General features: G+C 75.1%; 25 protein-coding genes. 16 read left to right on the top strand and 9 right to left on the bottom strand.

Features of this window, described 5'->3' with window-relative positions:
• Positions 1-22: 22 nt before the first annotated feature.
• The gene (locus PGB27_RS02180) at positions 23-697 is read right to left on the bottom strand and encodes a M50 family metallopeptidase (RefSeq protein WP_274198689.1); all 675 of its coding nucleotides are present in this window, start codon (positions 695-697) and stop codon (positions 23-25) included.
• A gap of 159 nt (positions 698-856) precedes the next feature.
• On the opposite strand from PGB27_RS02180, the gene PGB27_RS02175 reads away from it, so the two are divergent.
• Both PGB27_RS02175 and PGB27_RS02170 read left to right on the top strand, forming a co-directional pair.
• Positions 857-2,188 carry an SAM-dependent methyltransferase gene (locus PGB27_RS02175; RefSeq protein WP_274198688.1) on the top strand — a complete coding sequence of 444 codons (1,332 nt, stop codon included), beginning with the start codon at positions 857-859 and terminating at the stop codon, positions 2,186-2,188.
• Positions 2,185-2,997, top strand: coding sequence for a DUF1295 domain-containing protein (locus PGB27_RS02170; RefSeq protein WP_274198687.1), 813 nt, complete (start codon positions 2,185-2,187; stop codon positions 2,995-2,997). The genes PGB27_RS02175 and PGB27_RS02170 overlap by 4 nt, the downstream gene beginning before the upstream one ends.
• A gap of 6 nt (positions 2,998-3,003) precedes the next feature.
• Here the strand turns inward: PGB27_RS02170 and PGB27_RS02165 are convergent, their stop codons facing one another.
• Positions 3,004-3,465 (bottom strand): peroxiredoxin, encoded by a 462-nt coding sequence (locus PGB27_RS02165; RefSeq protein ID WP_274198686.1) that lies wholly within the window; start codon positions 3,463-3,465, stop codon positions 3,004-3,006.
• A gap of 106 nt (positions 3,466-3,571) precedes the next feature.
• Between PGB27_RS02165 and PGB27_RS02160 the strand changes: the two genes are divergently transcribed.
• The 9 genes from PGB27_RS02160 (at position 3,572) to PGB27_RS29340 (ending at position 9,517) form a co-directional block, all read left to right on the top strand.
• Positions 3,572-4,015: a helix-turn-helix domain-containing protein gene (locus PGB27_RS02160; RefSeq protein WP_274198685.1), complete on the top strand. Its 444-nt coding sequence runs from the start codon at positions 3,572-3,574 to the stop codon at positions 4,013-4,015.
• A gap of 10 nt (positions 4,016-4,025) precedes the next feature.
• Positions 4,026-4,457 carry a VOC family protein gene (locus tag PGB27_RS02155; RefSeq protein ID WP_274198684.1) on the top strand — a complete coding sequence of 144 codons (432 nt, stop codon included), beginning with the start codon at positions 4,026-4,028 and terminating at the stop codon, positions 4,455-4,457.
• On the top strand, positions 4,454-5,071 hold the full coding sequence (locus PGB27_RS02150; protein WP_274198683.1) for a maleylpyruvate isomerase family mycothiol-dependent enzyme: 618 nt from the start codon (positions 4,454-4,456) through the stop codon (positions 5,069-5,071). The genes PGB27_RS02155 and PGB27_RS02150 overlap by 4 nt, the downstream gene beginning before the upstream one ends.
• Positions 5,072-5,153: 82 nt before the next feature.
• Positions 5,154-5,822, top strand: a complete 669-nt coding sequence (locus PGB27_RS02145; RefSeq protein ID WP_274198682.1) for an alpha/beta hydrolase — start codon at positions 5,154-5,156, stop codon at positions 5,820-5,822.
• Positions 5,823-5,834: 12 nt separating this feature from the next.
• Positions 5,835-7,076 carry an NAD(P)/FAD-dependent oxidoreductase gene (locus PGB27_RS02140; protein ID WP_274198681.1) on the top strand — a complete coding sequence of 414 codons (1,242 nt, stop codon included), beginning with the start codon at positions 5,835-5,837 and terminating at the stop codon, positions 7,074-7,076.
• Entirely contained in the window at positions 7,070-7,837 is a 768-nt protein-coding gene (locus PGB27_RS02135; RefSeq protein WP_274198680.1) for a DUF1365 domain-containing protein, read from the top strand. Before PGB27_RS02140 ends, PGB27_RS02135 begins: the two co-directional genes overlap by 7 nt.
• The gene (locus PGB27_RS02130) at positions 7,834-8,361 is read left to right on the top strand and encodes a GNAT family N-acetyltransferase (RefSeq protein ID WP_274198679.1); all 528 of its coding nucleotides are present in this window, start codon (positions 7,834-7,836) and stop codon (positions 8,359-8,361) included. The genes PGB27_RS02135 and PGB27_RS02130 overlap by 4 nt, the downstream gene beginning before the upstream one ends.
• Positions 8,362-8,365: 4 nt before the next feature.
• Complete coding sequence (locus tag PGB27_RS02125; RefSeq protein ID WP_274198678.1) at positions 8,366-8,956, top strand: HhH-GPD-type base excision DNA repair protein; 591 nt, start codon at positions 8,366-8,368, stop codon at positions 8,954-8,956.
• Positions 8,957-9,082: 126 nt separating this feature from the next.
• Positions 9,083-9,517, top strand: coding sequence for a DUF3099 domain-containing protein (locus PGB27_RS29340; RefSeq protein ID WP_332843737.1), 435 nt, complete (start codon positions 9,083-9,085; stop codon positions 9,515-9,517).
• A 76-nt stretch (positions 9,518-9,593) separates the two neighbouring features.
• Here the strand turns inward: PGB27_RS29340 and PGB27_RS02115 are convergent, their stop codons facing one another.
• Positions 9,594-11,543, bottom strand: coding sequence for a DUF1996 domain-containing protein (locus PGB27_RS02115; RefSeq protein WP_274198677.1), 1,950 nt, complete (start codon positions 11,541-11,543; stop codon positions 9,594-9,596).
• A 39-nt stretch (positions 11,544-11,582) separates the two neighbouring features.
• A complete protein-coding gene (locus tag PGB27_RS02110; protein ID WP_274198676.1) occupies positions 11,583-13,070 on the bottom strand; it encodes a hypothetical protein in 1,488 nt (495 codons plus the stop codon).
• 241 nt (positions 13,071-13,311) lie between these two features.
• On the opposite strand from PGB27_RS02110, the gene PGB27_RS02105 reads away from it, so the two are divergent.
• Both PGB27_RS02105 and PGB27_RS02100 read left to right on the top strand, forming a co-directional pair.
• Positions 13,312-13,563, top strand: a complete 252-nt coding sequence (locus PGB27_RS02105; RefSeq protein WP_274198675.1) for a DUF3039 domain-containing protein — start codon at positions 13,312-13,314, stop codon at positions 13,561-13,563.
• A gap of 44 nt (positions 13,564-13,607) precedes the next feature.
• Positions 13,608-15,389, top strand: coding sequence for a DEAD/DEAH box helicase (locus tag PGB27_RS02100; protein ID WP_274198674.1), 1,782 nt, complete (start codon positions 13,608-13,610; stop codon positions 15,387-15,389).
• A gap of 403 nt (positions 15,390-15,792) precedes the next feature.
• On the opposite strand, the gene PGB27_RS02095 is transcribed toward PGB27_RS02100, so the two are convergent.
• Positions 15,793-15,987 carry a DUF7455 domain-containing protein gene (locus PGB27_RS02095; protein ID WP_116706165.1) on the bottom strand — a complete coding sequence of 65 codons (195 nt, stop codon included), beginning with the start codon at positions 15,985-15,987 and terminating at the stop codon, positions 15,793-15,795.
• Positions 15,988-16,320: 333 nt separating this feature from the next.
• Between PGB27_RS02095 and PGB27_RS02090 the strand changes: the two genes are divergently transcribed.
• Complete coding sequence (locus PGB27_RS02090; protein ID WP_274198673.1) at positions 16,321-17,676, top strand: type I glutamate--ammonia ligase; 1,356 nt, start codon at positions 16,321-16,323, stop codon at positions 17,674-17,676.
• A gap of 6 nt (positions 17,677-17,682) precedes the next feature.
• On the opposite strand, the gene PGB27_RS02085 is transcribed toward PGB27_RS02090, so the two are convergent.
• Genes PGB27_RS02085 through gvpJ form a run of 3 tightly spaced genes read right to left on the bottom strand, consistent with a single transcriptional unit; the run spans position 17,683 to position 19,223 of the window.
• Positions 17,683-18,465 (bottom strand): inositol monophosphatase family protein, encoded by a 783-nt coding sequence (locus PGB27_RS02085; protein ID WP_274198672.1) that lies wholly within the window; start codon positions 18,463-18,465, stop codon positions 17,683-17,685.
• A 56-nt stretch (positions 18,466-18,521) separates the two neighbouring features.
• The gene (locus tag PGB27_RS02080) at positions 18,522-18,812 is read right to left on the bottom strand and encodes a hypothetical protein (RefSeq protein WP_274198671.1); all 291 of its coding nucleotides are present in this window, start codon (positions 18,810-18,812) and stop codon (positions 18,522-18,524) included.
• A 30-nt stretch (positions 18,813-18,842) separates the two neighbouring features.
• A complete protein-coding gene (gene gvpJ, locus PGB27_RS02075) occupies positions 18,843-19,223 on the bottom strand; it encodes a gas vesicle protein GvpJ (protein WP_274198670.1) in 381 nt (126 codons plus the stop codon).
• A 52-nt stretch (positions 19,224-19,275) separates the two neighbouring features.
• Here gvpJ and PGB27_RS02070 point away from each other — a divergent pair, with 52 nt between their 5' ends.
• Both PGB27_RS02070 and PGB27_RS02065 read left to right on the top strand, forming a co-directional pair.
• A complete protein-coding gene (locus PGB27_RS02070) occupies positions 19,276-19,500 on the top strand; it encodes a hypothetical protein (protein WP_274198669.1) in 225 nt (74 codons plus the stop codon).
• Between the two features lie 117 nt (positions 19,501-19,617).
• Positions 19,618-19,773 (top strand): hypothetical protein, encoded by a 156-nt coding sequence (locus tag PGB27_RS02065; RefSeq protein ID WP_274198668.1) that lies wholly within the window; start codon positions 19,618-19,620, stop codon positions 19,771-19,773.
• A gap of 9 nt (positions 19,774-19,782) precedes the next feature.
• Here the strand turns inward: PGB27_RS02065 and fmdA are convergent, their stop codons facing one another.
• The gene (gene fmdA / locus PGB27_RS02060; protein ID WP_274198667.1) at positions 19,783-21,036 is read right to left on the bottom strand and encodes a formamidase; all 1,254 of its coding nucleotides are present in this window, start codon (positions 21,034-21,036) and stop codon (positions 19,783-19,785) included.
• Between the last annotated feature and the right edge of the window lie 55 nt (positions 21,037-21,091).

Raw genomic sequence — 21,091 nt, 5'->3', positions numbered from 1 at the left:
CGTCGTGCATGCGTGGATGCCCCTAGCCGACGGCGTAGCCGGGGCGCAGGAGGAGCTGGCCGCCGACGATGAGGGTGAACACCGACACGAATGCCCAGAGGAGCTCCCAGATGATCGCCGGGACGATGAAGGTGGCCCCGGCCAGGAACTTCGCGTCGTACTTCCCGTTCCCGATCGCGAGGTTGTCGGCCGCTCCGCCGATGAGCAGGAGCCACGCGATGCCGACCGCTATCGCAGCTTGAAGCTCGGCGGACGCTGCGATGAGGGCGTAGCCGACCCCAAGAACCAGCAGAGCAGGCACCACGAAAGCGAGCCCCTTGATGGAGAACGGGATCGCCGCGATGGAGAGCACGATGGTCGCAAGGAGCACTGCCCAGGGGTTGCCGATGGCGATGAGGGCTGCAGCCGCGAGACCGAGCAGAGGCGGGGTCGCGTAGCCCACCACCCAGTTCACGAAGTTGTGGAACCAGGTAGCGCGGGCCCAGCCTGTCTCTCCGTTCCCGTTGTCCTTGATCTCCAGCGTGATCGAGGGCTTCAGGAACAGGGCCGCGATGAAGGCGTGACCGCCCTCGTGGGCAAAGGTGACGAAGTACTTGCGCAGGACCGTCGAGAAGCACACAAACAACAACACGAAAAACCCGACGCCGTACGCGATCGGCTCTCCCACGATCGGGACGTCGTTGACCCCCAGTCCCACCCCCATGAGTGTGAATCTCAGCACGTTCCGTATCCCGATCACCCGAACGACGCGCCGTGCGAGACCGGTTCGCCGACCCGGTCGTGCGGACGGCTGCTCCCGATGAACCGCCGGGCCCTCTCGTCCGATCACGTCTCGACACGGCGGAGGGAGATCAGGGTGGGTGCAGGGGCAGCGCAGCGGGTGGTCGCCGCGGTGGGGGCGTTCCTCGACGGGCCGGTGCCGGTGCGGATCCGGGCCTGGGACGGCAGCGAGGCCGGGGCGGGACCCGGGCCGGGGGTACCGACGGTCGTGCTGCGCTCACGCCGGGCGCTGCGCCGTCTGCTGTGGGAGCCGGGGGAGATGGGGCTGGCGCACGCCTACGTCTCGGGTGACCTCGACGTCGACGGCGACCTCGCCGCGGGGCTGTCGACGATGTGGGCGCTGGTGCGCTCGGGGACGATCGCCGCGCGCCGCCCGGGTGCCCGCGAGCTGCCCGGGCTCGGCGTCACGGCCGCCCGGCTCGGGCTCCTCGGCCCGAAGCCCGCGCCGCCGCCCGAGGCGATCCGCGTCCGCGGCCGCCTGCACAGCCGCCGTCGCGACCGCGACGTCATCGCCCACCACTACGACGCCGGCAACGACTTCTACGCCCTGCTGCTCGACGCGTCGATGGCCTACTCGTCGGGCTACTGGACCTCGCCCGCGAGCACCCTCGCGCAGGCCCAGCACGACAAGCTCGAGATGATCTGCCGCAAGCTCGACCTCGCCCCGGGTCGGCGCCTGCTCGACATCGGCTGCGGCTGGGGCTCGCTCGCGGTCCACGCCGCGCGCGAGCACGGCGCGCAGGTCCGCGCGGTGACGATCTCCCGCGAGCAGCGCGACCACGTCAACACCCGCATCCGCGCCGAGGGCCTCGCCGGGCAGGTGCAGGTCGACCTGCTCGACTACCGCGACGTCGCCCTCCGCATCACCGCCGCCGACGGCCCGTTCCACGCCGTCAGTGCGATCGAGATGGGCGAGCACGTCGGCGACGAGCACTACCCGACCTTCGCCGCGACCCTCCACGGCGCGCTGCGCCCCGGCGGGCGGGCGCTGGTGCAGCAGATGTCCCGCGGCGCCGACGCGCCGGGCGGCGGGGCGTTCATCGAGACCTACGTGACCCCGGACATGGTCATGCGCCCGGTCGGCGACACGCTGACCTTGCTGCAGCGCGCGGGCCTCGAGGTCCGCGACGTCCACGTGATGCGCGAGCACTACGTCCCGACGATCCGCGCCTGGCTCGCCACGCTGGAGGAGCGCTTCGACGAGGCCGTGGCGCTGGTCGGGGAGCGCGGCGCGCGGATGTGGCGGCTCTACCTCGCGGGCGGCGCCCTGGCGTTCGAGGAGAACCGCATGGGCGTCGACCAGATCCTCCTCGTGCGGCCCACCGGCCGGGGCAGCAGCGGGATGCCGGCCACCCGCGACGACTGGTCGGTGGGCAGCCGCAGCAACGCCGGGACCTCGGGATCGTGATCACCGTCGGCCTCCTCCTGGCGGGCGCCGTGGTCACGGTCGTCGTGGCCTTCGGCCTGACGCTGGTGGTGGCCCGGGCGAGCGGGCGCCACAGCGTCGTCGACGTCACCTGGGGGCTCGGCTTCGTCGCCGTCGGCGCGGTGTCCTTCGTGCTCTCCGGTGCCCTCGGGGTCGGCAACGGTGTCGTGCGCGCGGTCGTGCTCGCGCTGGTGGCGGTGTGGGGGCTGCGTCTCGCGGTCTACATCGCACGCCGCAACCGCGGCAAGGGTGAGGACCCGCGCTACGCCGCGATGCTCGGCGACGACCACCCGCCCGGCGCGGTCACCGGGACGGTGCTGCGCCGGGTGTACGTGCCGCAGGCGGCCGTCATGCTCGTCGTCGCGCTGCCCGTGCTCGCGGCGATGGTGCGGCCCGCGACGGTGCTGCCGGTGGTGGTCGCCGGCGTCGTCGTGTGGCTGGTCGGGTTCGTCTTCGAGACGGTCGGCGACGCGCAGCTCGCGGCGTTCAAGGCCGACCCCGCGAACCGGGGCCGTGTCCTCGACACCGGGCTCTGGCGCGTCACCCGCCACCCGAACTACTTCGGCGACGCCTGCGTGTGGTGGGGCGTCTTCGTCGTCGCCGCCGGACACCCGCTGGCGCTGGTCACGGCCGTCGGGCCGGCGCTGATGACCTACCTGCTCGTGTCGGTGACGGGCAAGGAGCTCACGGAGCGCGCGATGTCGGGGCGTCCGGGCTACGCCGAGTACGTGCGTCGCACCTCGGGGTTCCTGCCGCTGCCCCCGGGCACGCGCGCGGCGCGGGCCACGTGACGCTCGTCAGGCGCCCTGGCGCGAGCGGAGCAGGGCGAGGGCGTCGTCGGCGTGCCGGTCGAACTTCATCTCGCCGCCGATGACGCCGAGCACCGTCCGGTCGGTGTCGATGACGAACGTCTTGCGCTTGATCGGCAGGACGGGCAGCCACGACCGCTTCGCCCCGAACCGGGCGGCGACCTCGCCGCCGGGGTCGGACAGCAGCGGGTAGTCGAACGCGTTCGTCGTCGAGAACGCGTGCTGCTCCTCGACGGAGTCGGCGCTGATGCCGACGCGCTGGACGCCCACCGCCGCGAACTCGCCGGCGAGGTCGCGGAAGTGGCAGCTCTCCTGGGTGCAGCCGCCCGACGAGGCCAGCGGGTAGAAGAAGAGCACCACCGGGCCGTCGGCCAGGAGCCCCGAGAGCGTCCGGCGGGTGCCGGTGTCGTCGGCCAGCTCGAAGTCGGGGGCGGTGTCTCCGGTCTTCATCGGTGTCCTTCCGGCGGGCGGGGTCGGCCGCGACCGCGTTCGCGGCGGGGCCGCGAGCGGTTCGGTGCCGGTGACGCCGGGCGGCCCGGCCCGCGATGATGGCGGGGTGCCCTCGCCGACCTCCCACCCGGTCGACCGCCACCTGCTGCGGGCGCGGGACCTCGCCGACCGGTCCTACGCGGAGCCGCTGGAGGTGGCCGACCTCGCGCGCGCCGCGGGCCTGAGCCCCGCGTACTTCAGCGACCGCTTCGCCGCGGCGTTCGGGATCACGCCGCACGCCTACCTGCTCACGCGCCGCCTCGAGCGCGCCGCGGCGCTCTTGCGCCACACCGACCACTCCGTCGCCCGCATCTGCGCCGAGGTGGGGCTGAGCAGCGTCGGCAGCTTCACCGTCAGCTTCCGGCGCGTCTTCGGGCGCACGCCCACCGCGTACCGCGCGGCCTTCCCGCCCGCCCACGACCACGCGCTGGTGCCGGGGTGCGTCGTGCGGTCGTACGGCCGGCCGCAGAACCGGAGCTTTCGAGAGGACCCGGCGCCGGCCGCTTCCTAGTCTCGGGCGCGTGATCGCCGTCGACCGCGTCAACGTCTGGGTGCACGACCAGCAGGTCGCGTGCGCGTTCTGGACGGAGAAGGTCGGGTTCGAGCTGCGCGCCGACGCGACGTTCCCCGAGCTCGCCGGGTTCCGGTGGCTGACCGTGGGGCCACCGGGCGGGGGCGGGCCGGAGCTGGTCCTCATGGCGATCCCGGAGCCGCCCGTCGTCACCCGCGAGCAGAGCGAGCTGATCCGCGCGGTGACGTCCCAGGGCCTCGGCGGGGCGATCTTCCTGGCCACCGACGACGTGCGCCGCGACCACGCGCTGCTCGCCGCCCGCGGCGTCGAGTTCACCGAGGAGCCCGAGGCGCGGCCCTACGGCCTCGACGCCGGCTTCCGCGACCCGTCGGGCAACCAGGTCCGGCTCACCCAGACCGTCCAGGACGGAGGCACGGCATGACGACACCCGGAGCACCCGGAGCACCCGGTGCGCTCGACGCGCTCGTCGCGGGGGAGTTCGCGGCGCTGGCGGAGGCGCTCGCCCCGCTCGGGTCCGACCGGTGGGCCGCCGACTCGCTGTGCGCCGGCTGGTCGGTCGCCCACGTCGTCGCCCACCTGACGATGGCCGCGCGGTACCCGGCCGACCGGTTCGCCGCCGAGCTGGCCGCCGACGGGTACGACGTCACGCGCACCTCCGACCGGCTCGCCGACGCGGACGCGGTGCTGCCGCCCGAGGTCCTGGTCGCCGACCTGCGCAGCGAGACGATGGCCACGTTCGCGCAGCCGGGGGGCGGCATGGCCGGCTCGCTGACCCACGTCGTGATCCACGGGCTGGACGTGACGGTGCCGCTCGGGCTCGGCCGGGTGGGCGCCGACCAGGCCGCGCGGACCGTGCTCGACCAGCTCGTCGGCCCCGGCGACCGCACCGTGTTCGGCGTCGACATCGCGGGCTCCGCGCTGCGGGCGACCGACCTGGACTGGGCCCACGGCCGGGGCGAGCCCGTCACCGGCAGCGCGGCCGAGCTGGTCCTCGCCCTGTCCGGTCGCTCCGTCGGGTCGGTGCTCGCGCGCTGAGTCGGGCCGGCGGCCGCAGGATGGTTCCGTGACCCTGCCGCGCCTTGACCGTGTCCGCCCCGCCACCCCCTGTCGGCGTGCTGTGTCGAACCCCGTCACGGGAGCGGTCCTCGTCCTGCACGGCGGCCGGCCGGAGGGCCGCGACGCCGCCGACGGGCTGCGGCTGCCGTACCTGCGCATGGTGCCGTTCGCTCGGTCGGTGGCCGCGGCGGCGGCGCGGCGCGGCGTGGACGTCGGGCTGCTGCGCTACCGCTACCGCGGCTGGAACGCCCCCGACCTCGACCCCGTGCAGGACGCCCGGTGGGCCCTGCGCGACCTGCGGGAACGCCACGGCGACGTGCCCGTCGTGCTCGTCGGCCACTCGATGGGCGGCCGCGCGGCGCTGCGCGTCGGCGGCGACCCGGCCGTCGTCGGGGTGGCCGGGCTCGCGCCGTGGATCGAGCGCGGCGAGCCGTGGGAGCACCTCGCCGGTCAGACCGTGCTCATCGCGCACGGCGACCGGGAGCGGATGACCAGCCCGAAGGCCTCGCGGTGGTTCGCCGGGCGGGTGGCGACCGTCTCGGACCGCGTCGCGCGTTTCGAGGTCCTCGGCGACGGCCACGCCATGCTGCGGCGCGCGAGGGCGTGGCACGACCTGGTCACAGGATTCGCCCTCGGCGCCCTCGGACTCGAACCGTTCACCGAGTCCGTCGCGAAGGCCATGGCAGCCGGGGACCCGGACGGACTGGCGGTCCCCCTCGAGGATCCCTAGGGGAGTGGTGGCGTGCGCGAGCGGGTGGCGGTCGTCGGGGCGGGTGTGTCGGGGCTGACGGCGGCGTACCTGCTGCAGCGGCGCTACGAGGTGACGCTGTTCGAGACCGAGGACCGCCTCGGCGGGCACGCGCACACCCACGACGTCGGCGCGCTCGCCGTCGACACCGGCTTCATCGTCCACAACGACGTCACCTACCCCCACCTGCTGCGCCTGTTCGCCGAGCTCGGGGTCGCGACGCAGGACTCCGAGATGAGCATGAGCGTGCGGGACGAGGCCACCGGTCTCGAGTACGCCGGTGCCCGGGGGCCGCGGGGCCTGTTCGCCCAGCCGCGCAACCTCGCGCGTCCCCGCTACCTGCGGATGCTCGGCGAGGTCCTGCGCTTCCACCGCGCCGCGCGGGCGGTGGTCGACGGGACGTCGCCGCTGGCCGAGGACGTGACGTTCGGCGAGTTCCTCGACGCGGGCGGCTACTCGCCCTTCTTCGTCGAGATGTTCGCGATCCCGGTGGTGTCGGCGGTGTGGTCGTCGGGCCCGGAGCTCTCGCGGCAGTACCCGGCGCGCTACCTGTTCGCGTTCCTCGCCCACCACGGGATGCTCTCGGTGGGCGGCTCGCACCGGTGGCGCACCGTGGTCGGCGGCTCGCGGTCCTACGTCGAGCGCGCGGCCAAGGGGCTCGCGGCGGTGGAGGTGTCGACGCCGGTCCGCGCGCTCGTCCGCACGAGCGACGGGGTGCTCCTGCGCGACGACGCCGACGTCGACCACCGCTTCGACCGCGTGGTGATCGCCACCCACGCGCCGGACGCGCTGCGGCTGCTGTTCGCGCCGACGCCCGCCGAGGTCGACGTGCTCGGGGCGTTCCGGTACTCGCGCAACGAGACGTGGCTGCACACCGACACCTCGGTGCTGCCGCGGTCCGCGGGCGCCCGCGCGTCGTGGAACCTGCTGCGCGTGCCGGGGGAGTCCCGGGTGCTGGTCAGCTACGACATGACCCGGCTGATGGACCTGCCGGGGCCGGACACGCACGTCGTGACCCTCAACGCCACCGACCGCGTGGACCCCGACGCGGTCGTCGCGAGGATGACCTACGAGCACCCGGCCTACACGCCGGCGTCGGTGGCCGCGCAGCGCCGGCTGCCGGAGCTCTCCGACCACCGCGTCGCCTTCGCGGGCGCCTACCACGGCTGGGGCTTCCACGAGGACGGCTGCGCGTCCGGGGCGCGGGCCGCCGCGTCGCTCGGCGTGACGTGGTGACGGCGTTCCTCTACGAGGCCGAGGTCGGTCACCGGCGGCGCGAGCGGCTCGACGACGCGTTCACCCAGCGCCTCTACCTCTGGCTCGTCGACCTCGACGACCTGCCCCGCCTGCCCGCGCCGCTGCGGCCGCTCGCGCGGTTCCGCAGCGCCGACCACCTCGGCGACCCGCGGCGCTCGATCCGCGAGAACCTCGACGCGTTCCTCGCCGCGCGCGGGATCGCGCGACCCGCGCGCGTGCTGATGCTCGCCCACGCCCGCGTGCTCGGCTACGTGTTCAACCCGATCACCCTGTACTGGTGCCGCGACGCGGCCGGGGCGCTGGTCGCGGTCGTCGCCGAGGTCCACAACACCTACGGCGGCCGGCACCACTACCTGCTCGACGTCGACGGCGAAGGTCGGGCGCGCGTCGACAAGGACTTCTACGTCTCGCCGTTCTTCCCGGTCGACGGCGAGTACCGGATGCGCGTGCCCGAGCCCGGCGCGACGCTCGCCGCGACGGTCGTGCTGCGCCGCGAGGGCGCGACCGCCTTCGTCGCGACCCTGCGCGGGCGGCGCCGGGCGGCCACCCCGCTTGCCGTGCTGGCCGCCGCCGTCCGCCACCCGGCGGTGACCCTGCGCGTCGCCGCCGCCATCCGGCACCGCGGCGTCCGGCTCTGGGTGCGCGGCGTGCCCGTCGTCCCCCGCACCCCGGCCGACGCCGACCGCGGCCTCGATCAGCTCGAACCGCGGCCGCTCACCCGGCACACTGGGGCTCCGTGACCGCCTCTCTCACCGTCCGCATCGCCGACGCCGCCGACGTGGACTCCCTGCTGGCCCTCGTCCACAGCGCCTACCGCGGACCGTCGGGACGGCAGGGCTGGACGTCGGAGGCCGACCTCATCGACGGCCCGCGCACCACCCGGGACCTGCTCGCCGCCGACGTCGCCGACCCGACGATCACGATGCTCGTGGCCGGCGACCTCCTCGGCTGCGCGGCCGTCACCCTCCCGGAGGGCGCGACGACGGCGTCGTTCGGCATGTTCGCGGTCCGCCCGGACGTGCAGGCCGGCGGCGTCGGGTCGACGCTGCTCGCGGCGGCGGAGGAGAACGCGCGCGAGCGGGGCGCGACGACGATGGAGATGTGCGTCATCGACCGGCGCACCGAGCTCATCGCCTGGTACGAGCGCCGCGGCTACGTGCGCACCGGCGAGACCCGGCCGTTCCCGTACGGCGCCGAGGGCGTCGGCGAGCCCCGCGGCGACGACTTCGTGTTCGCCGTGCTCGAGAAGGATCTGCGAGGCTGACCCCGTGCCCGACCTGACCCTCGCCCAGGACGCCGACGCCGACGCGGTCCTGAGCGCCAACCCGCTCGCGCTGCTCATCGGGATGCTGCTCGACCAGCAGTTCCCGATGGAGCGGGCGTTCGCGTCGCCGGCGCTGCTCACCGAGCGCCTCGGCGGCCCACTGACCGCCGCCGGCATCGCCGAGTACGACACCGAGGCGCTGGTCGCCGCCTTCACCGGCCCGCCCGCGCTGCACCGCTACCCGCGCTCGATGGCCGAGCGGGTGCAGGCGCTGTGCCGCCAGCTCGTCGCGGAGTGGGGCGGCGAGGCCGAGCGGCTCTGGGTCGACGCCGCCTCGGGGCGCGAGGTGCTGGCGAACCTGCAGTCCCTGCCCGGCTTCGGCAAGCAGAAGGCGCAGATCTTCACCGCGCTGCTGGGCAAGCAGTGCGGGGTGCGCCCCGAGGGCTGGCGCGAGGCCGCGGGGGCGTACGGCGACGAGGGGTCGCGCCGCTCGATCGCCGACGTCGTCGATCCGGTGACGCTCGGCGAGGTCCGCGATTTCAAGCAGGCCCAGAAGAAGGCGGCGAAGGCGGCGAAGGCCGAGTCGGCTTCCTGATCGAGTCCTGACCGGCGCGCGCCCGGGGCCGCCGACCGCGCTCCGGTGGCGCCCAACCCGTCCAGGGTTCAGGGTGGTGTGTGAGGGCACCCGCGGGGGACGGCAGGTGCCGAGGAGGCGACGAGCGTGAACCGACGTCACGACGACGACGGGCCCATCCTGATCACCGAGGCCGCGGTCTCGTACGACGAGGAGTTCGCGGCCCGGAAGAAGCGGTACTCGCTGATCATGGCCTGCCGCATCCCGTGCCTCGTGCTGGCCGGGATCTTCGGCATCGCCTTCCAGTGGCCCTGGGTGGCGGTCGCGTTCATCGTGCTGTCGGTGCCGCTGCCGTGGGTGGCGGTGCTCATCGCGAACGACCGTCCCGCCAAGAAGGCGGAGAAGCCCAACCGCTACAAGCGCGAGTCCACCCAGCTCGGCGCCGTTCCCGACGCGCGGATCATCGAGGCCGCCGAGGTGCTCGAGGGCCGCAGCCCCTACGTCGGGCACAGCGAGCGCCCGCGCCAGCCGCGGCAGGACTCCGCCGACCACGAGCCCCCGCGCACCGGGACCGAGGGTTAGGTGGCCTGACGGCGGGGCGCCCGACGCCCCGATCACCGGCACTCGCGCCCGGCACCGCGATGGCGTGAGCGCCGGCTCAGGTGCCGTGCTCGGCCGCCGGCCCGGGTGGCCCGAGCGGGGCGGCGAGTCCCGGGAGCGGCGCGACGCCGGGGAGGCGCCCGAGCGTCGCCGGCGGAGCGAGCACCGTACCCGGGGCGCCCGCCGTCGGCAGGTCGGCGACCGTGGCCGGGGCGCTGTCCGCTGCCGGTCCGCGGACGGCCGCGTCGGCGTCGCGGCCGGGCTGTCCGGCGCGTGGGAGGGCGAGCCCGCCGAGGCGGTCGGCGTCGCCGGGGAGGCCGGGCGTGGCCGGGGCGCCGTGGGTGCCGGCCGATCCGTGGGTGCCGTGCGTGTCGTGCGTGTCGTGACCCGGCGGCACGACCCGGGCCGCGGGGCGCGCCCCGTGCCGCGCGTGGGTCGCGAGGGCGTGGGCGAAGGTCTGCGAGCGCGGCACCCGGTCGGCCGCGTCGGTCGACCCGGCGCCGGCCGCGTCCTGCTCGGGGCCCTGCACGCACCGGCGGGCGGCGTTGATGCAGTCGGCGCCCTCCTGGGCGCGGCGCTCGGAGGAGAGGTACTCGAGCAGCGCGTGGTCGGTGATCGGGTTGTGCTGCTGCTCGGGGAAGCTGTCGATGGCGAACTGGCGCCCCGGCGGCGGGTCGTCGTAGTTCACCGTGATCCGCAGCGCGGGCACCGGGATGAGGTCCTGGGCGCACTCGCCGTCCTCGTCCGGGTAGACGATGTGGCTGCTGTGGTCCTCGGAGTCGAGGTCCTGGCCGTTCCAGCAGCTCGGGAAGTCGTAGACCCGCTGCAGGGTCGAGCCCTGCGGGCACATCGGGTAGAGGTCGGTCATCCGCCCGCCCGAGCCCGTACAGGTGAACTTGGCGTTGCTGCCCTCGCCGCCGGTGGTGCCGGCCTTCGCCGAGCCCGTGACCAGGGCGATGTTCAGCGGCATCGGCTCGGTGCGCCGCGTGCCGTGGCCGTGGAAGGTGATGTCGACCGCGGACGGCTCGATGAACGACCCGACGTTGCCGTCGAGGCTGCCGCCGTCGACGCCGACGTCGGGGCCCTGACCGCGCAGGTCGCGCAGGACGGGCCAGAAGATGGGGGAGCGGTCGCCGTTGGTGCAGGTGGTGGTCGACTCCTCGAGCGTCTCGTCCTCGCTGGCGAAGTTGGTGCCCTCGTTGCCGGCGTAGTCGTGGGTGTGCTGGGCGCCGTTGCGCACGCCGGGGGCGATGATGAAGTTGTCCGAGTTGTGGTGGGCGCTCATCGCGCAGCGGATGGTGTAGCTCCCGCCGGAGAACACGCCGCCCTCGCCGCGGACCCCCCGGTCGGCCTGCTGGATCGCGATGTACTCGTTCGCCGACGCCCGCCCGATCTGGTCGCGGTTGGGGAACTCCTCGCCGCCCGCGCCGCCCGCGCCGCCCGCGCCGCCCGCGCCGCCCGCGCCGCCCTCACCGCCCGCGCCGCCGGCACCGCCGCCGCCCTGCTCGCCGCCGGCCTCGCCGCCCTGGCCACCCTCGTCGCCCTGGCCGCCGTCCTCGCTCCCGCTGCCGCCGGACCCCGAGCCCGAGCCCGACCCGGAGTCCGAGTCGCCGCCGGAGTCCGAGTCGCCGCCGGAGCCCGACCCGGAGTCCGAGTCGCCGCCGGACTCCGAGTCGCCGGAGGAGCCCGAGTCGCCGCCCGACCCCGACCCCGGCTCCTCGTCGGACCTCGACCTCGACCCCGAGTCGCCGTCGTCGGAGGAGCCCTCGTCGTCGGCGATCGACACCAGCCCGCCGTGGGACACCACCGGCGTGCCCGCGCCCACGGCGACCCCGATGACCAGCACCGCGACCCCGACCAGACCGAGCAGTAGCACCGGGAGGCGGCGCGGGCCCGAGCGGCGGTCGAGCGCGGCCCAGGGGCTCTCGGGCACGTCGGAGGAGCGGACGCCGGCACGCCCCGAGCCCGCCCGGCCCCGCCCACCCGGCCCCCACGCCGACCCGCTCATCGCCCTCCGCTCCCTGGTGCTGACTCCGCGTCGCGGACGCTAGCGACGCGTCGACGACGTCGGGTGCGGTTTCGCGGAACTCGTCCCCGCCGCCTCGCGGGGGGCGCCGAGCCACGGGTCGGCGTGGCCGGGTGGGACCGCGAGTCCCCAGGCCTCGGCGCGGCGGTCGGCCAACGCGGACCTCGGGGACGCCTCGACGGGGCTCCGGGGGGCGCGCGGACCGCCGGCGCCCCACAGGGGCACGGGCGCCGACGGCGTCCCCAGCACCTGCACCGGCCCGGAGGCCGGGTCGCGACGTCGTGGCACCGAGCCCGACGGCGGGTCCACCGGCACCGACCCCGGCGCCGCGCCGACCGGCGCGGACCCCGACGGCGGCCCGGGGGGCGCCGAGAGGGGCGGCCGCGGTCCGACGGGCACCGGCCCGGACGCGGGCCCCACCGATGGTTGCGGCCGCGGACCCAGCGGCGGCCCCACCGCCGACCGCTGCCACGCCTCGGCCCACGCCGCGGCCGGGGCGGCGTCGAGCCGGCTGACCGGCAGCGGACCCGACGCCGGGCCGGCCGTCCCGCGGGCGCGCCGCGCCCCGGCCGCCCGCCCGGACCGGGGGAGGGGGCGCTCGACGACGATCTCGGTGACCTCGCCGGGCGCCTCGGGTATCGCGGGTCGCGCCGGCGCCCGGCCGAGCAGGGAGAGCCGTGGCGGCCGCGGTTCGACGAGGTCCGCCGGGCCCCAGCCGTCGTCTCCGGGACGGACCCGGACCGGACCCGCCGACCGGGACCACGGCCGGTCGAGCAGCGCGGGCCAGGGCCAGCGCTCCTCGAGCCCGCGGCAGCGCGCGCACCCGAGCCCCAGGACCAGCCCGAACACGAGGTGCCCGAGCAGGGACAGGGCCACGGTGGCGGGCGTCAGCGGGAACATCAGGCGCTCGCCCCGCGGCGCGATCGCGACCGTGGCGACCAGCCCCGTCCACACCGGGAACACCGCGAACGCGACGGCCGCGGCCACCGTCGCGCGTTCGCCCCAGCGCCGCAGCCCGGTGGCGGCGACGAGCAGGAAGAACGTCACGCCGATGCCCCCGCCGTCGCCGACGTAGCGCCAGAGATACCCGACGACCGCTCCGGTGGCCGTGGCGCCGCCCGTGTCGCCGAGGATCCAGGTGCCGACGGTCGGGATGAAGTCGCCCCACCAGCCGAGCAGGTAGACGGTGTCGAGGCGGACGGCGTCGTAGACCAGCGTGGCGACCACGCCCCACACCGCGCCCACGAGCACGATCCGGTCCTCGCCGACGGGCGCGAACACGCCGAGCACGAGGACGACCAGCGTCAGCGGCACCACGAGCAGCCCGCCGGTGACGTTCATGGGCGCGATGCCGAAGACGTGCGCCGAGATCGCCAGCAGCGGAAGCGCGGCGACGACGAGGTGCAGGCCCAGGCGCGCCAGCCGCGCGCGGTGTGCGCCGACGACGGCGAGCGCGTCGCGCAGGAGCGACCCCGGATCGCCGGGGAGCTCCTCCGGGGGCACCGTCACGCCACCGGCGTCGGCGCGCCGAGGAACGCGCCCGGGAACGCGCGGCGGGCGGGGCACGGCCGGGTGGGCCACGGGGGCTCCTCACCGTCGGTGGACCGGGGCGTGCTCACCGTGACAGCCCGACCGACGGCGTGGGTGCCGTTCCGGGGAATCCGCAGGGTGGGCGCGGTGCCGCCCGATACGGCACGCACATGCCCGCACGAGCGCACGGCGGCGGAGGCCGGTGGGGCATCATGGAGCCATGAGCCAGACGACCGTGCTTCCCGACACCCGCCCGCAGGGGACCGACCGCACGGGCGACGACGACCCGAAGATGTTCCACTACGTGCGCAAGAACAAGGTCGCCGAATCGGCCGTCACGGGGTCGATGGTGGTGGCGCTGTGCGGCGAGACCTTCCCGGTCACGCGCTCCCCGAAGCCCGGCTCGCCGGTCTGCCCGGCGTGCAAGGAGATCTTCAACAAGATGCCCCGCGGTGGTGACGACGGCGAGTAGGCCCCCGGGCCCGCCCCTCGTCCGACGTCCGCCCCGGAGGGCCGTTGACCAGCCGTACGACGACCAGTGCGACCGGTAGCCCCACCAGCACCGATCCCTCGGGAGCCCGTCCGCTGCGCCAGTGGCAGCGACGCGCGCTCACCCGTTACCTCAGCGAGCGTCCCCGCGACTTCCTGGCCGTCGCGACGCCCGGCGCCGGCAAGACGACCTTCGCGCTGCGCGTGGCCGGGGAGCTGCTGGGCGACCGCACCGTCGACACGGTGACGATCGTCTGCCCCACCGAGCACCTCAAGCACCAGTGGGCCGAGGCCGCCCGGGCCGCGGGCGTGGCGATCGACCCGGAGTTCTCGAACGCCGTGGGCCGCACGTCCACCGACTTCCGCGGCGTCGCCGTCACCTACGCCCAGGTGGCCGCGCACCCGGTGCTGCACATGAACCGCACCGAGGGCCGCCGCACCCTGGTGATCTTCGACGAGATCCACCACGCCGGCGACGCCAAGTCGTGGGGCGAGGCGACGCGCGAGGCCTTCGCCGGCGCGACGCGGCGCCTGGCGCTGACCGGGACCCCGTTCCGGTCCGACGACAGCCCGATCCCGTTCATCACCTACGAGCCCGACGCCGCCGGCGTGCTGCGCTCGCGGGCCGACCACTCCTACGGCTACGCGGACGCGCTGGCCGACGGGGTCGTGCGCCCCGTGGTGTTCCTGGCCTACTCGGGCCAGGCGAGCTGGCGGACCAGCGCCGGCGAGGAGATGACCGCCCGCCTCGGCGAGCCGCTGACCGCCGAGCAGAACTCGCGGGCCTGGAAGACCGCGCTCGACCCCAAGGGCGAGTGGATGCCCGCGGTGCTGCAGGCCGCGGACACCCGGCTCACGCAGCTGCGCGCGGGCGGGGTCCCCGACGCGGGCGGGCTCGTCATCGCGACCGACCACACCACCGCGAAGGCCTACGCCACGCTGCTGCGCCGCATCGGCGGCGAGGAGCCCGTCGTCGTGCTCTCCGACGACCCCAAGGCGTCCGGGCGCATCGCCGAGTTCTCCCGCTCGAACGACCGCTGGCTCGTGGCGGTGCGCATGGTCTCCGAGGGCGTCGACGTCCCCCGCCTCGCCGTCGGCGTGTACGCCACCAGCGCGTCCACGCCGCTGTTCTTCGCCCAGGCCGTCGGGCGCTTCGTCCGGTCGCGCCGGCCGGGCGAGACGGCCAGCGTCTTCCTGCCCAGCGTGCCGTCGCTGCTGACCCTGGCCAGCGAGCTCGAGGTGCAGCGCGACCACGTCCTCGGCGAGCCGCACCGCCCGAAGGAGGGGTGGGACGACGAGCTGGTCGAGCAGGCCAACCGCACCGAGGACGAGCCGGGCGAGCAGGAGAAGGCGTTCGAGGCGTTGTCCGCGGAGGCCGAGCTCGACCAGCTCATCTACGACGGCTCCTCGTTCGGCACGGCCGCCGGCGCGGGCACCGACGAGGAGCAGGACTACCTCGGGCTGCCCGGGCTCCTCGAGCCCGATCAGGTGCGCGCGCTGCTGCGCCGCCGCCAGAGTGAGCAGCTCGACCGCGAGGAGGCCCGCGCGCCCGCCGCGTCGGTGACGACGGCCGAGCCGGCGGCGCCGTCGCCCACGCGCGAGTTCCGCCGCGACGTCGGGGTGGCCGAGCGGCTCAAGGACCTCCGCCGCGAGCTCAACGCGCTCGTCGCGGCCCACCACCACCGCACGAACAAGCCCCACGGGCAGATCCACGGGGACCTCCGCAAGCACTGCGGCGGCCCGGCCACGCCGATGGCGACGATCGAGCAGATCGAGGAGCGGATCGCGACGCTGCGCTCCTGGCGGTGATCCACCGACACTGCGTGGTCGGTCGGTGACGTGTGGTGCACATCACACACCGTGGCGACGGGCCTGTGTCGCGGTCGTCGCCGTCCGACACCGGCGCGTCACGTCGTTCACCGGAGCGTCACCACCGCGGGTGATCGCGCAGGCCGCGCGGGCCGGGCCGACGGGGCGCAGCGATCGGCCCGGGAGCGCAGCCACGGCTCGGCGCCGGCCCGCCGGGGACGATCACGGGAGATCACCGGGTGCGGGACGGCCGGGTCGCGTCCCCGGGGCGCCGCTGATCACGGGTGATCGTCGCGGTCGACCCCGGACACGACGACGGGCGAGGACCCCAGTGGTCCTCGCCCGTCGTGGTCTCGATCTCGAATTGTCCGTGCTGCTGAGGTCTCTGCTGGTCAGGCGGCCGTCATGCGCTCTCACCGGTCTGCACGTCCACCGACAGCTCCTTCAGCTTGGCCTCGTGGGCCCGGGCGTGGTGCCCGCAGAAGAGGAGTTCTCCACCGGAGGGCAGTACGGCGCGAACCTTCGCCGCTGCACCGCAGCGATCGCAGCGGTCCGAGGCGGTGAGTTCTGGCCGGGTCAGGGTGCCGGGCATCGTCATCTCCCTCCGTCGAGGCCCTGGACGAGTGTCCGGGCCCGCGAGCTCCGGTCGTGCGACCGTCGCCCCTCCACTGTGGCAGACGCGGCCCGCGACCGCTCGTGTTCACGCGCCGCTTTGTCGTCCGTCACGAACCGCTCATCGTCGGTGAGGGACCGCCCGTTCCGGGGTACGGAGCGCGACCACCCGATCGGGAGTCGATCTCGGGAGACGAGTGGTCCGGAGGATGCCGGCCCGGGGCGGACCACCCCGACGGGTCGGCGTGAGCGCAGCGTCGGTGTCGGGGTCGCCCACTAGCCTGTGCGACACCACGCGGGCGGGCGACGGGAGGACACGGTGGGCGACGCGAGGGAGGAGCTCGTCGAGGAGCTGCGCGGCCGGGGTGTCCACGGCGTCACGGTCGTCTGGGCGGACAACAACGGCATCCCGCGGTCGCGCACCGTCCCGGTGGCGACGCTGCCGCAGGTGGCCGAGACGGGGATCGGCGTCAGCACCGTCTTCGCGATCTTCGACACCAACGACGGCATCCAGTACGGCGCGCCGGGGCGGGAGACGCCCTCGGGCGACGTGCGCCTGGTGCCCGACCTCGACCGGCTCACCCCGCTCGCCGGCCAGCCGGGGCTCGCGTGGGCGCCGGGCACGCAGGTCACCGTGGACGGCTCGCCGTGGCCGTGGGACCAGCGCTCGGCGCTGGTGGCCACGGTCGACGCCCTCGCCGCCCGCGGGTTCTCGGCGCTGGTGGGCTACGAGATGGAGTTCGCGGTCTCGGTGCCGAGCCCGGACGGGGCGGTCGTGCCGTCCTACCGCGGCCCGGCGTACAGCCCCCACGCGCTGCTCGAGATCGACGGCTTCGTCACCGACGTCCTGCGCGACGCGGAGGCCAACGGGCTGCGGATCGGCCAGCTGCACGCCGAGTACGGCCCGGCGCAGGTGGAGCTCTCTCTCGGCGCCACCGACCCGGTGCGCGCCGCGGACGAGCAGCTGCTGGCGCGCCAGACCGTGCTCGCCGCCGCGGCCCGCCACGGCCTGCGGGTCAGCTTCGCGCCGCTGCCCTCGACGCAGATGGCGGGCAACGGCTGGCACGCCCACACCTCGCTGTGGCGCGACGGGCGCAACCTGCTCGCCGGCGGCGTCGACGGCCCGACCGACCCGGCCGGCGCGGCCTACATCGCCGGGCTGCTGCGGGACCTGCCCGCGGTCGCCGCGGTCACCGCGCCCTCGATCGGATCGATGGCGCGGCTGCGGCCCGGCTTCTTCGCCGGCGCGTACGGCTTCTGGGGCGTCGAGAACCGCGAGGCGCCGGTGCGCTACGTCGCCGGCTCGTCCCTGCTGGGCGCCGACCACGGGAACGTCGAGCTCAAGGTCTCCGACGCCTCGGCGAACCCCTACCTCGCGCTGACCGCCCTGCTCACGGCCGGGGTCGCCGGCGTCGAGGAGGGCCTCACGCCGCCCGCGCCCTTCGACTCGGACCCCGGGACCTGGACCGAGGACGAGCGCGCCGCGGCGGGCGTCGTGCCCCTGCCGACCACGGCCTCGGCGCAGGAGGCGGCGCTGCTCGCGAACGATCGGATCACCGGCGCCCTCGGTCCCGAGCGCCTCGGCGCGTTCCTGGCGGTCCGCCGTGCCGACGCCGCCTGGGCCGCCGAGCGCGAGATCGACGACGTCCTCGCGGCCTGGCGCTGGCGCTACTGAGGCTTCTCAGCCGACCAGGACGTCGAGGATCGCCTCGTGCACGGCGGGGCGGGCGATGAGCAGGTCGGGGGAGTACGGGTCGTCGGCCCCGAACGGCAGCGGCCGGCCGTCGAGCCGGGTGACGCGCAGCCCGGCGCCCTGGGCCACCGCGGCGGGCGCGGCGTTGTCCCACTCGTACTGCCCGCCGGAGTGCAGGTAGGCGTCGACGGTCCCGTCGACGACGGCGAGCGTCTTCACCCCCGCCGCCGAGAGCGGCACCGTGCGCACCGGCAGCACCGCGGCGAGGCGGCGCAGCTCCACCGGCGGGCGCGACCGGCTGATCGTCACCGTGAGCCCGCGCCGGTCGTCGACCGGGGTGTCGGCCACCGGGGCGACCGTGTCCGAGTCGACCAGCTCGCCGCGCGCGGGCAGGGCCACCGCGCCGGCGACGAGCACGCCGTCGACCACCAGCGCGACGTGCACGCCCCACTCGTCGCCGCCGCGCCCGTAGCCGCTGGAGCCGTCGAGGGGATCGACGATCCAGAGCCGGTGCGCCCCGCGGCGCGGCGCCGGGTCCTGCGTGCCCTCCTCGGAGAGCACGGCGTCCGCGGGGCGGTGGCGGCGCAGCGCGTCGACGAGGAACTCGTGGGCCTCGGCGTCGCCGCGGTACTCGCGGTCGCGGCCGGGCCCGGTGTCGTCGCGGAGGCCGAGCAGCAGCGCCCCGGTCGCGTCGGCCAGCTCGCGGGCCAGCGCGGCGTCCTCCGTGACCGTCGGCTCCGTGCTGGTCGGCTCGTCCCTCGCGGCACTCACCCCGTGATCGTGCCCGACGGGCCTCGCCGCCACGCGGTGGGAGGGTGTGACGGGCGTCAGGGTGTCTCGGCGGCGGCGAGGACGCCGGCGAGCTCGTGCAGCACCGCCGCGCGGGCCTCGTCGGCGCCGGGCGCGGTGTCCTCGCGCTGGTCGAGCAGCAGCCGCGCGAGGCTCGCGAGGCTGACCACCTGGGCCGCGAACTCCTCCGGCCCGCGGAGCTCCCCGAGCAACGCGCCGACGGCGTCGAGGTCGCCGGCGTCCATGCCCTGGATCAGCGCCACCGAGCGCCGGTGGACCTCGGCGGGGTCGGTGTCGGGCAGGGCGTCGGCGGGGGGATCGGGCTGCACCCCGCCAGCATGTCAGGCGGGGCGGTGCGGTCAGTCGGGCTGTCGGCGCTTGCGCCGCTTCTTCTCCCGGCGCTCCTCGCGCAGCTCCTGCCACATCTCGTGGCCCGCGTCGAGGACGCCTTTCGTGATGCCCTTGGCGCCGCCGTGGTAGACCTTCTCGGTCATGTGGCCGGGCAGCTCGGCGAGGCCCTTGCCGCCCTTCTCGTGCAGGTCGAGGCGGTTGGTGGCCTCGGCGAAGCGCAGGTAGGTGTCGACGCTGGCGACGACGATCCGGGCGTCGATCGTGACCAGCTCGATGCCGACCACCGACACCTTGACGAAGGCGTCGATGACCAGGCCCTTGTCGAGGATCAGGTCGAGGACCTCCGCCAGCCCGCCCTGCGGGGATCGACGGACGCCACCGGTGGTCACCGGGGGAGTCTAGGAACGGGACGCCGGTGATGACCATCGACCGGACGGCCCCGTGCGGCCCGCCGACCGCGCGGACGTGGCTCGTCGCCCGTCAGCAGCCCTCGCTGCCGTCGTCCTGCCCGGCGTCCTGCCCAGCGTCCTGCCCGGCGTCGCGCCGCTCGGCCGCCTCCTCCTCGAGCGCGTCGTCGAGCAGGCGTTCCAGGCCCTGGATGCTCCGGTGGGGCCCGCGACGGTCGAGCACGACCGGTTCGTCGGGGACACCTGCCTCGGCGAGTGACTCCGCGATGTGGTGAGCTGTGCGCAGGCTGTGCACACCTGCGCGGTCGGCGGCGACGTGCCGCGGTGGGGGGACCCAGTCTCGAGAGCGGGGATCACGCTCCTCCGGAGGGTCGTCATGGATCTCATCGTCAGCCACTGGCACTGCCCTCGCTGCGACGTCGGCGGCCGGGACCGCGAGCCCGAGCCGTCGTGCTGGAACTGCGGGGGCACGGCGGTCGTCACCTCCCGCCCGCGGGTGGACGGTGACGACTCGCCGGCCCTCCACTCGTGAGGGCCTGCCTCAGCTGGTGACCGCCGACATCCCGCGGTCGGCCCGGGCCGGACCGGACGCCGACGGCCGGATGTCGAAGTCGAAGATGGCGGTCGGCAGGTAGAGCGAGCAGCAGGCGTTCGGGATGTCCACGACGCCGCTGACCCGGCCCTCGATCGGCGCCGACCCGAGCAGCAGGTACGCCTGCTCGCCGGTGTAGCCGAACTTCTTGAGGTACTCGACGGCGTTCAGGCACGCCCGCTTGTAGGCCAGCGTCGCGTCGAGGTACTCGTTGGTGTCGGTGTCGTGGTCGACCGAGATCCCGATGAAGGTCAGGAACTCCGAGTAGCGCGGTTCGACGTTGCCCGGCATGAAGATCGGGTTGGTGCTCACCCCGTAGGTCTCCATCCCGCCCTTGATGAGGTCGACGCCGAAGTCGATGAAGCCGCCCATCTCGATGGCGCCGCAGAACGTGATCTCGCCGTCGCCCTGGCTGAAGTGCAGGTCGCCGCCCGAGAGCTTCGCGTCGGCGACGTGCACCGGGTAGTAGACCCGGCTGCCGCGGGTGAAGTTCTTGATGTCGTGGTTGCCGCCGTTCTCCCGGGCGGGCACGGTGCGGGCGCCCTCCTCGGCGATCTGGTCGGCGAGCGACCCCGTCGCCTGCCCGCCGAGGCTGCTCTCGCGGAGCGGCGGGAGGGCCAGCGGCGGGACGCGGTCCGGGTCGCGGTCGATGAGCGCCTGCTCGCGGCGGTTCCAGCGGGCGAGCAGGTCGGCCGACGGCGCGGTGCCGAACAGGCCGGGGTGGGTGATGCCGGTGTAGCGCACGCCGGGCAGGTGGCGTGAGGTCGCGACCTGGCCGTGGAAGTCCCAGATGGCCTTCGCGGAGTCGGGGAAGTAGTCGGTGAGGAAACCGCCGCCGTTGCTGCGGGCGAAGATCCCCGTGTAGCCCCAGCCCTGACCGGGGGCGTCGCCGTACTCCTGAGGGGGCTGGCACGCCCCGAGGTCCAGGATGTCGACCACGAGCAGGTCGCCGGGTTCCGCCCCTTCGACGCCGATCGGGCCGGAGAGCATGTGCGCGCGGGCGAGGTCGACGTCGCGCACGTCGTTGGCCGAGTCGTTGTTGCCGATCTGGGCGTCGGTCCACTCCCGGCACTCCACCCGGAACTCGCTGCCCGGCCGGACCATCGCGGCCAGCGGGACGTCCGGGTGCCACCGGTTGTGGCCCGGGACGGCCTGGTCGCGCATGGACTTGGACTGGTCGACCTCGAACACGACCTCGGGCATGGGCGATCACCTTTTCCACGGAGGGGCCGGCGGTCACCGGCCGGGGGTGTTGCGG

It is taken from the genome of Actinomycetospora lemnae (assembly GCF_028737315.1).
Taxonomy (GTDB): Bacteria; Actinomycetota; Actinomycetes; order Mycobacteriales; family Pseudonocardiaceae; genus Actinomycetospora; species Actinomycetospora lemnae.
Note: the sequence above shows the minus strand (reverse complement) of the source record. Positions and strands in the feature narration are given on the sequence as shown.

Excerpts from the sequence above, each read along its gene's own strand:
- PGB27_RS02065 (WP_274198668.1), top strand. The coding sequence starts at position 19,618 with ATGGATCTCATCGTCAGCCACTGGCACTGCCCTCGCTGCGACGTCGGC.
- PGB27_RS02150 (WP_274198683.1), top strand. The coding sequence starts at position 4,454 with ATGACGACACCCGGAGCACCCGGAGCACCCGGTGCGCTCGACGCGCTC.
- PGB27_RS02115 (WP_274198677.1), bottom strand. The coding sequence starts at position 11,543 with ATGAGCGGGTCGGCGTGGGGGCCGGGTGGGCGGGGCCGGGCGGGCTCG.
- PGB27_RS02165 (WP_274198686.1), bottom strand. The coding sequence starts at position 3,465 with ATGAAGACCGGAGACACCGCCCCCGACTTCGAGCTGGCCGACGACACC.
- PGB27_RS02095 (WP_116706165.1), bottom strand. The coding sequence starts at position 15,987 with ATGACGATGCCCGGCACCCTGACCCGGCCAGAACTCACCGCCTCGGAC.
- fmdA (WP_274198667.1), bottom strand. The coding sequence starts at position 21,036 with ATGCCCGAGGTCGTGTTCGAGGTCGACCAGTCCAAGTCCATGCGCGAC.
- PGB27_RS02105 (WP_274198675.1), top strand. The coding sequence starts at position 13,312 with ATGAGCCAGACGACCGTGCTTCCCGACACCCGCCCGCAGGGGACCGAC.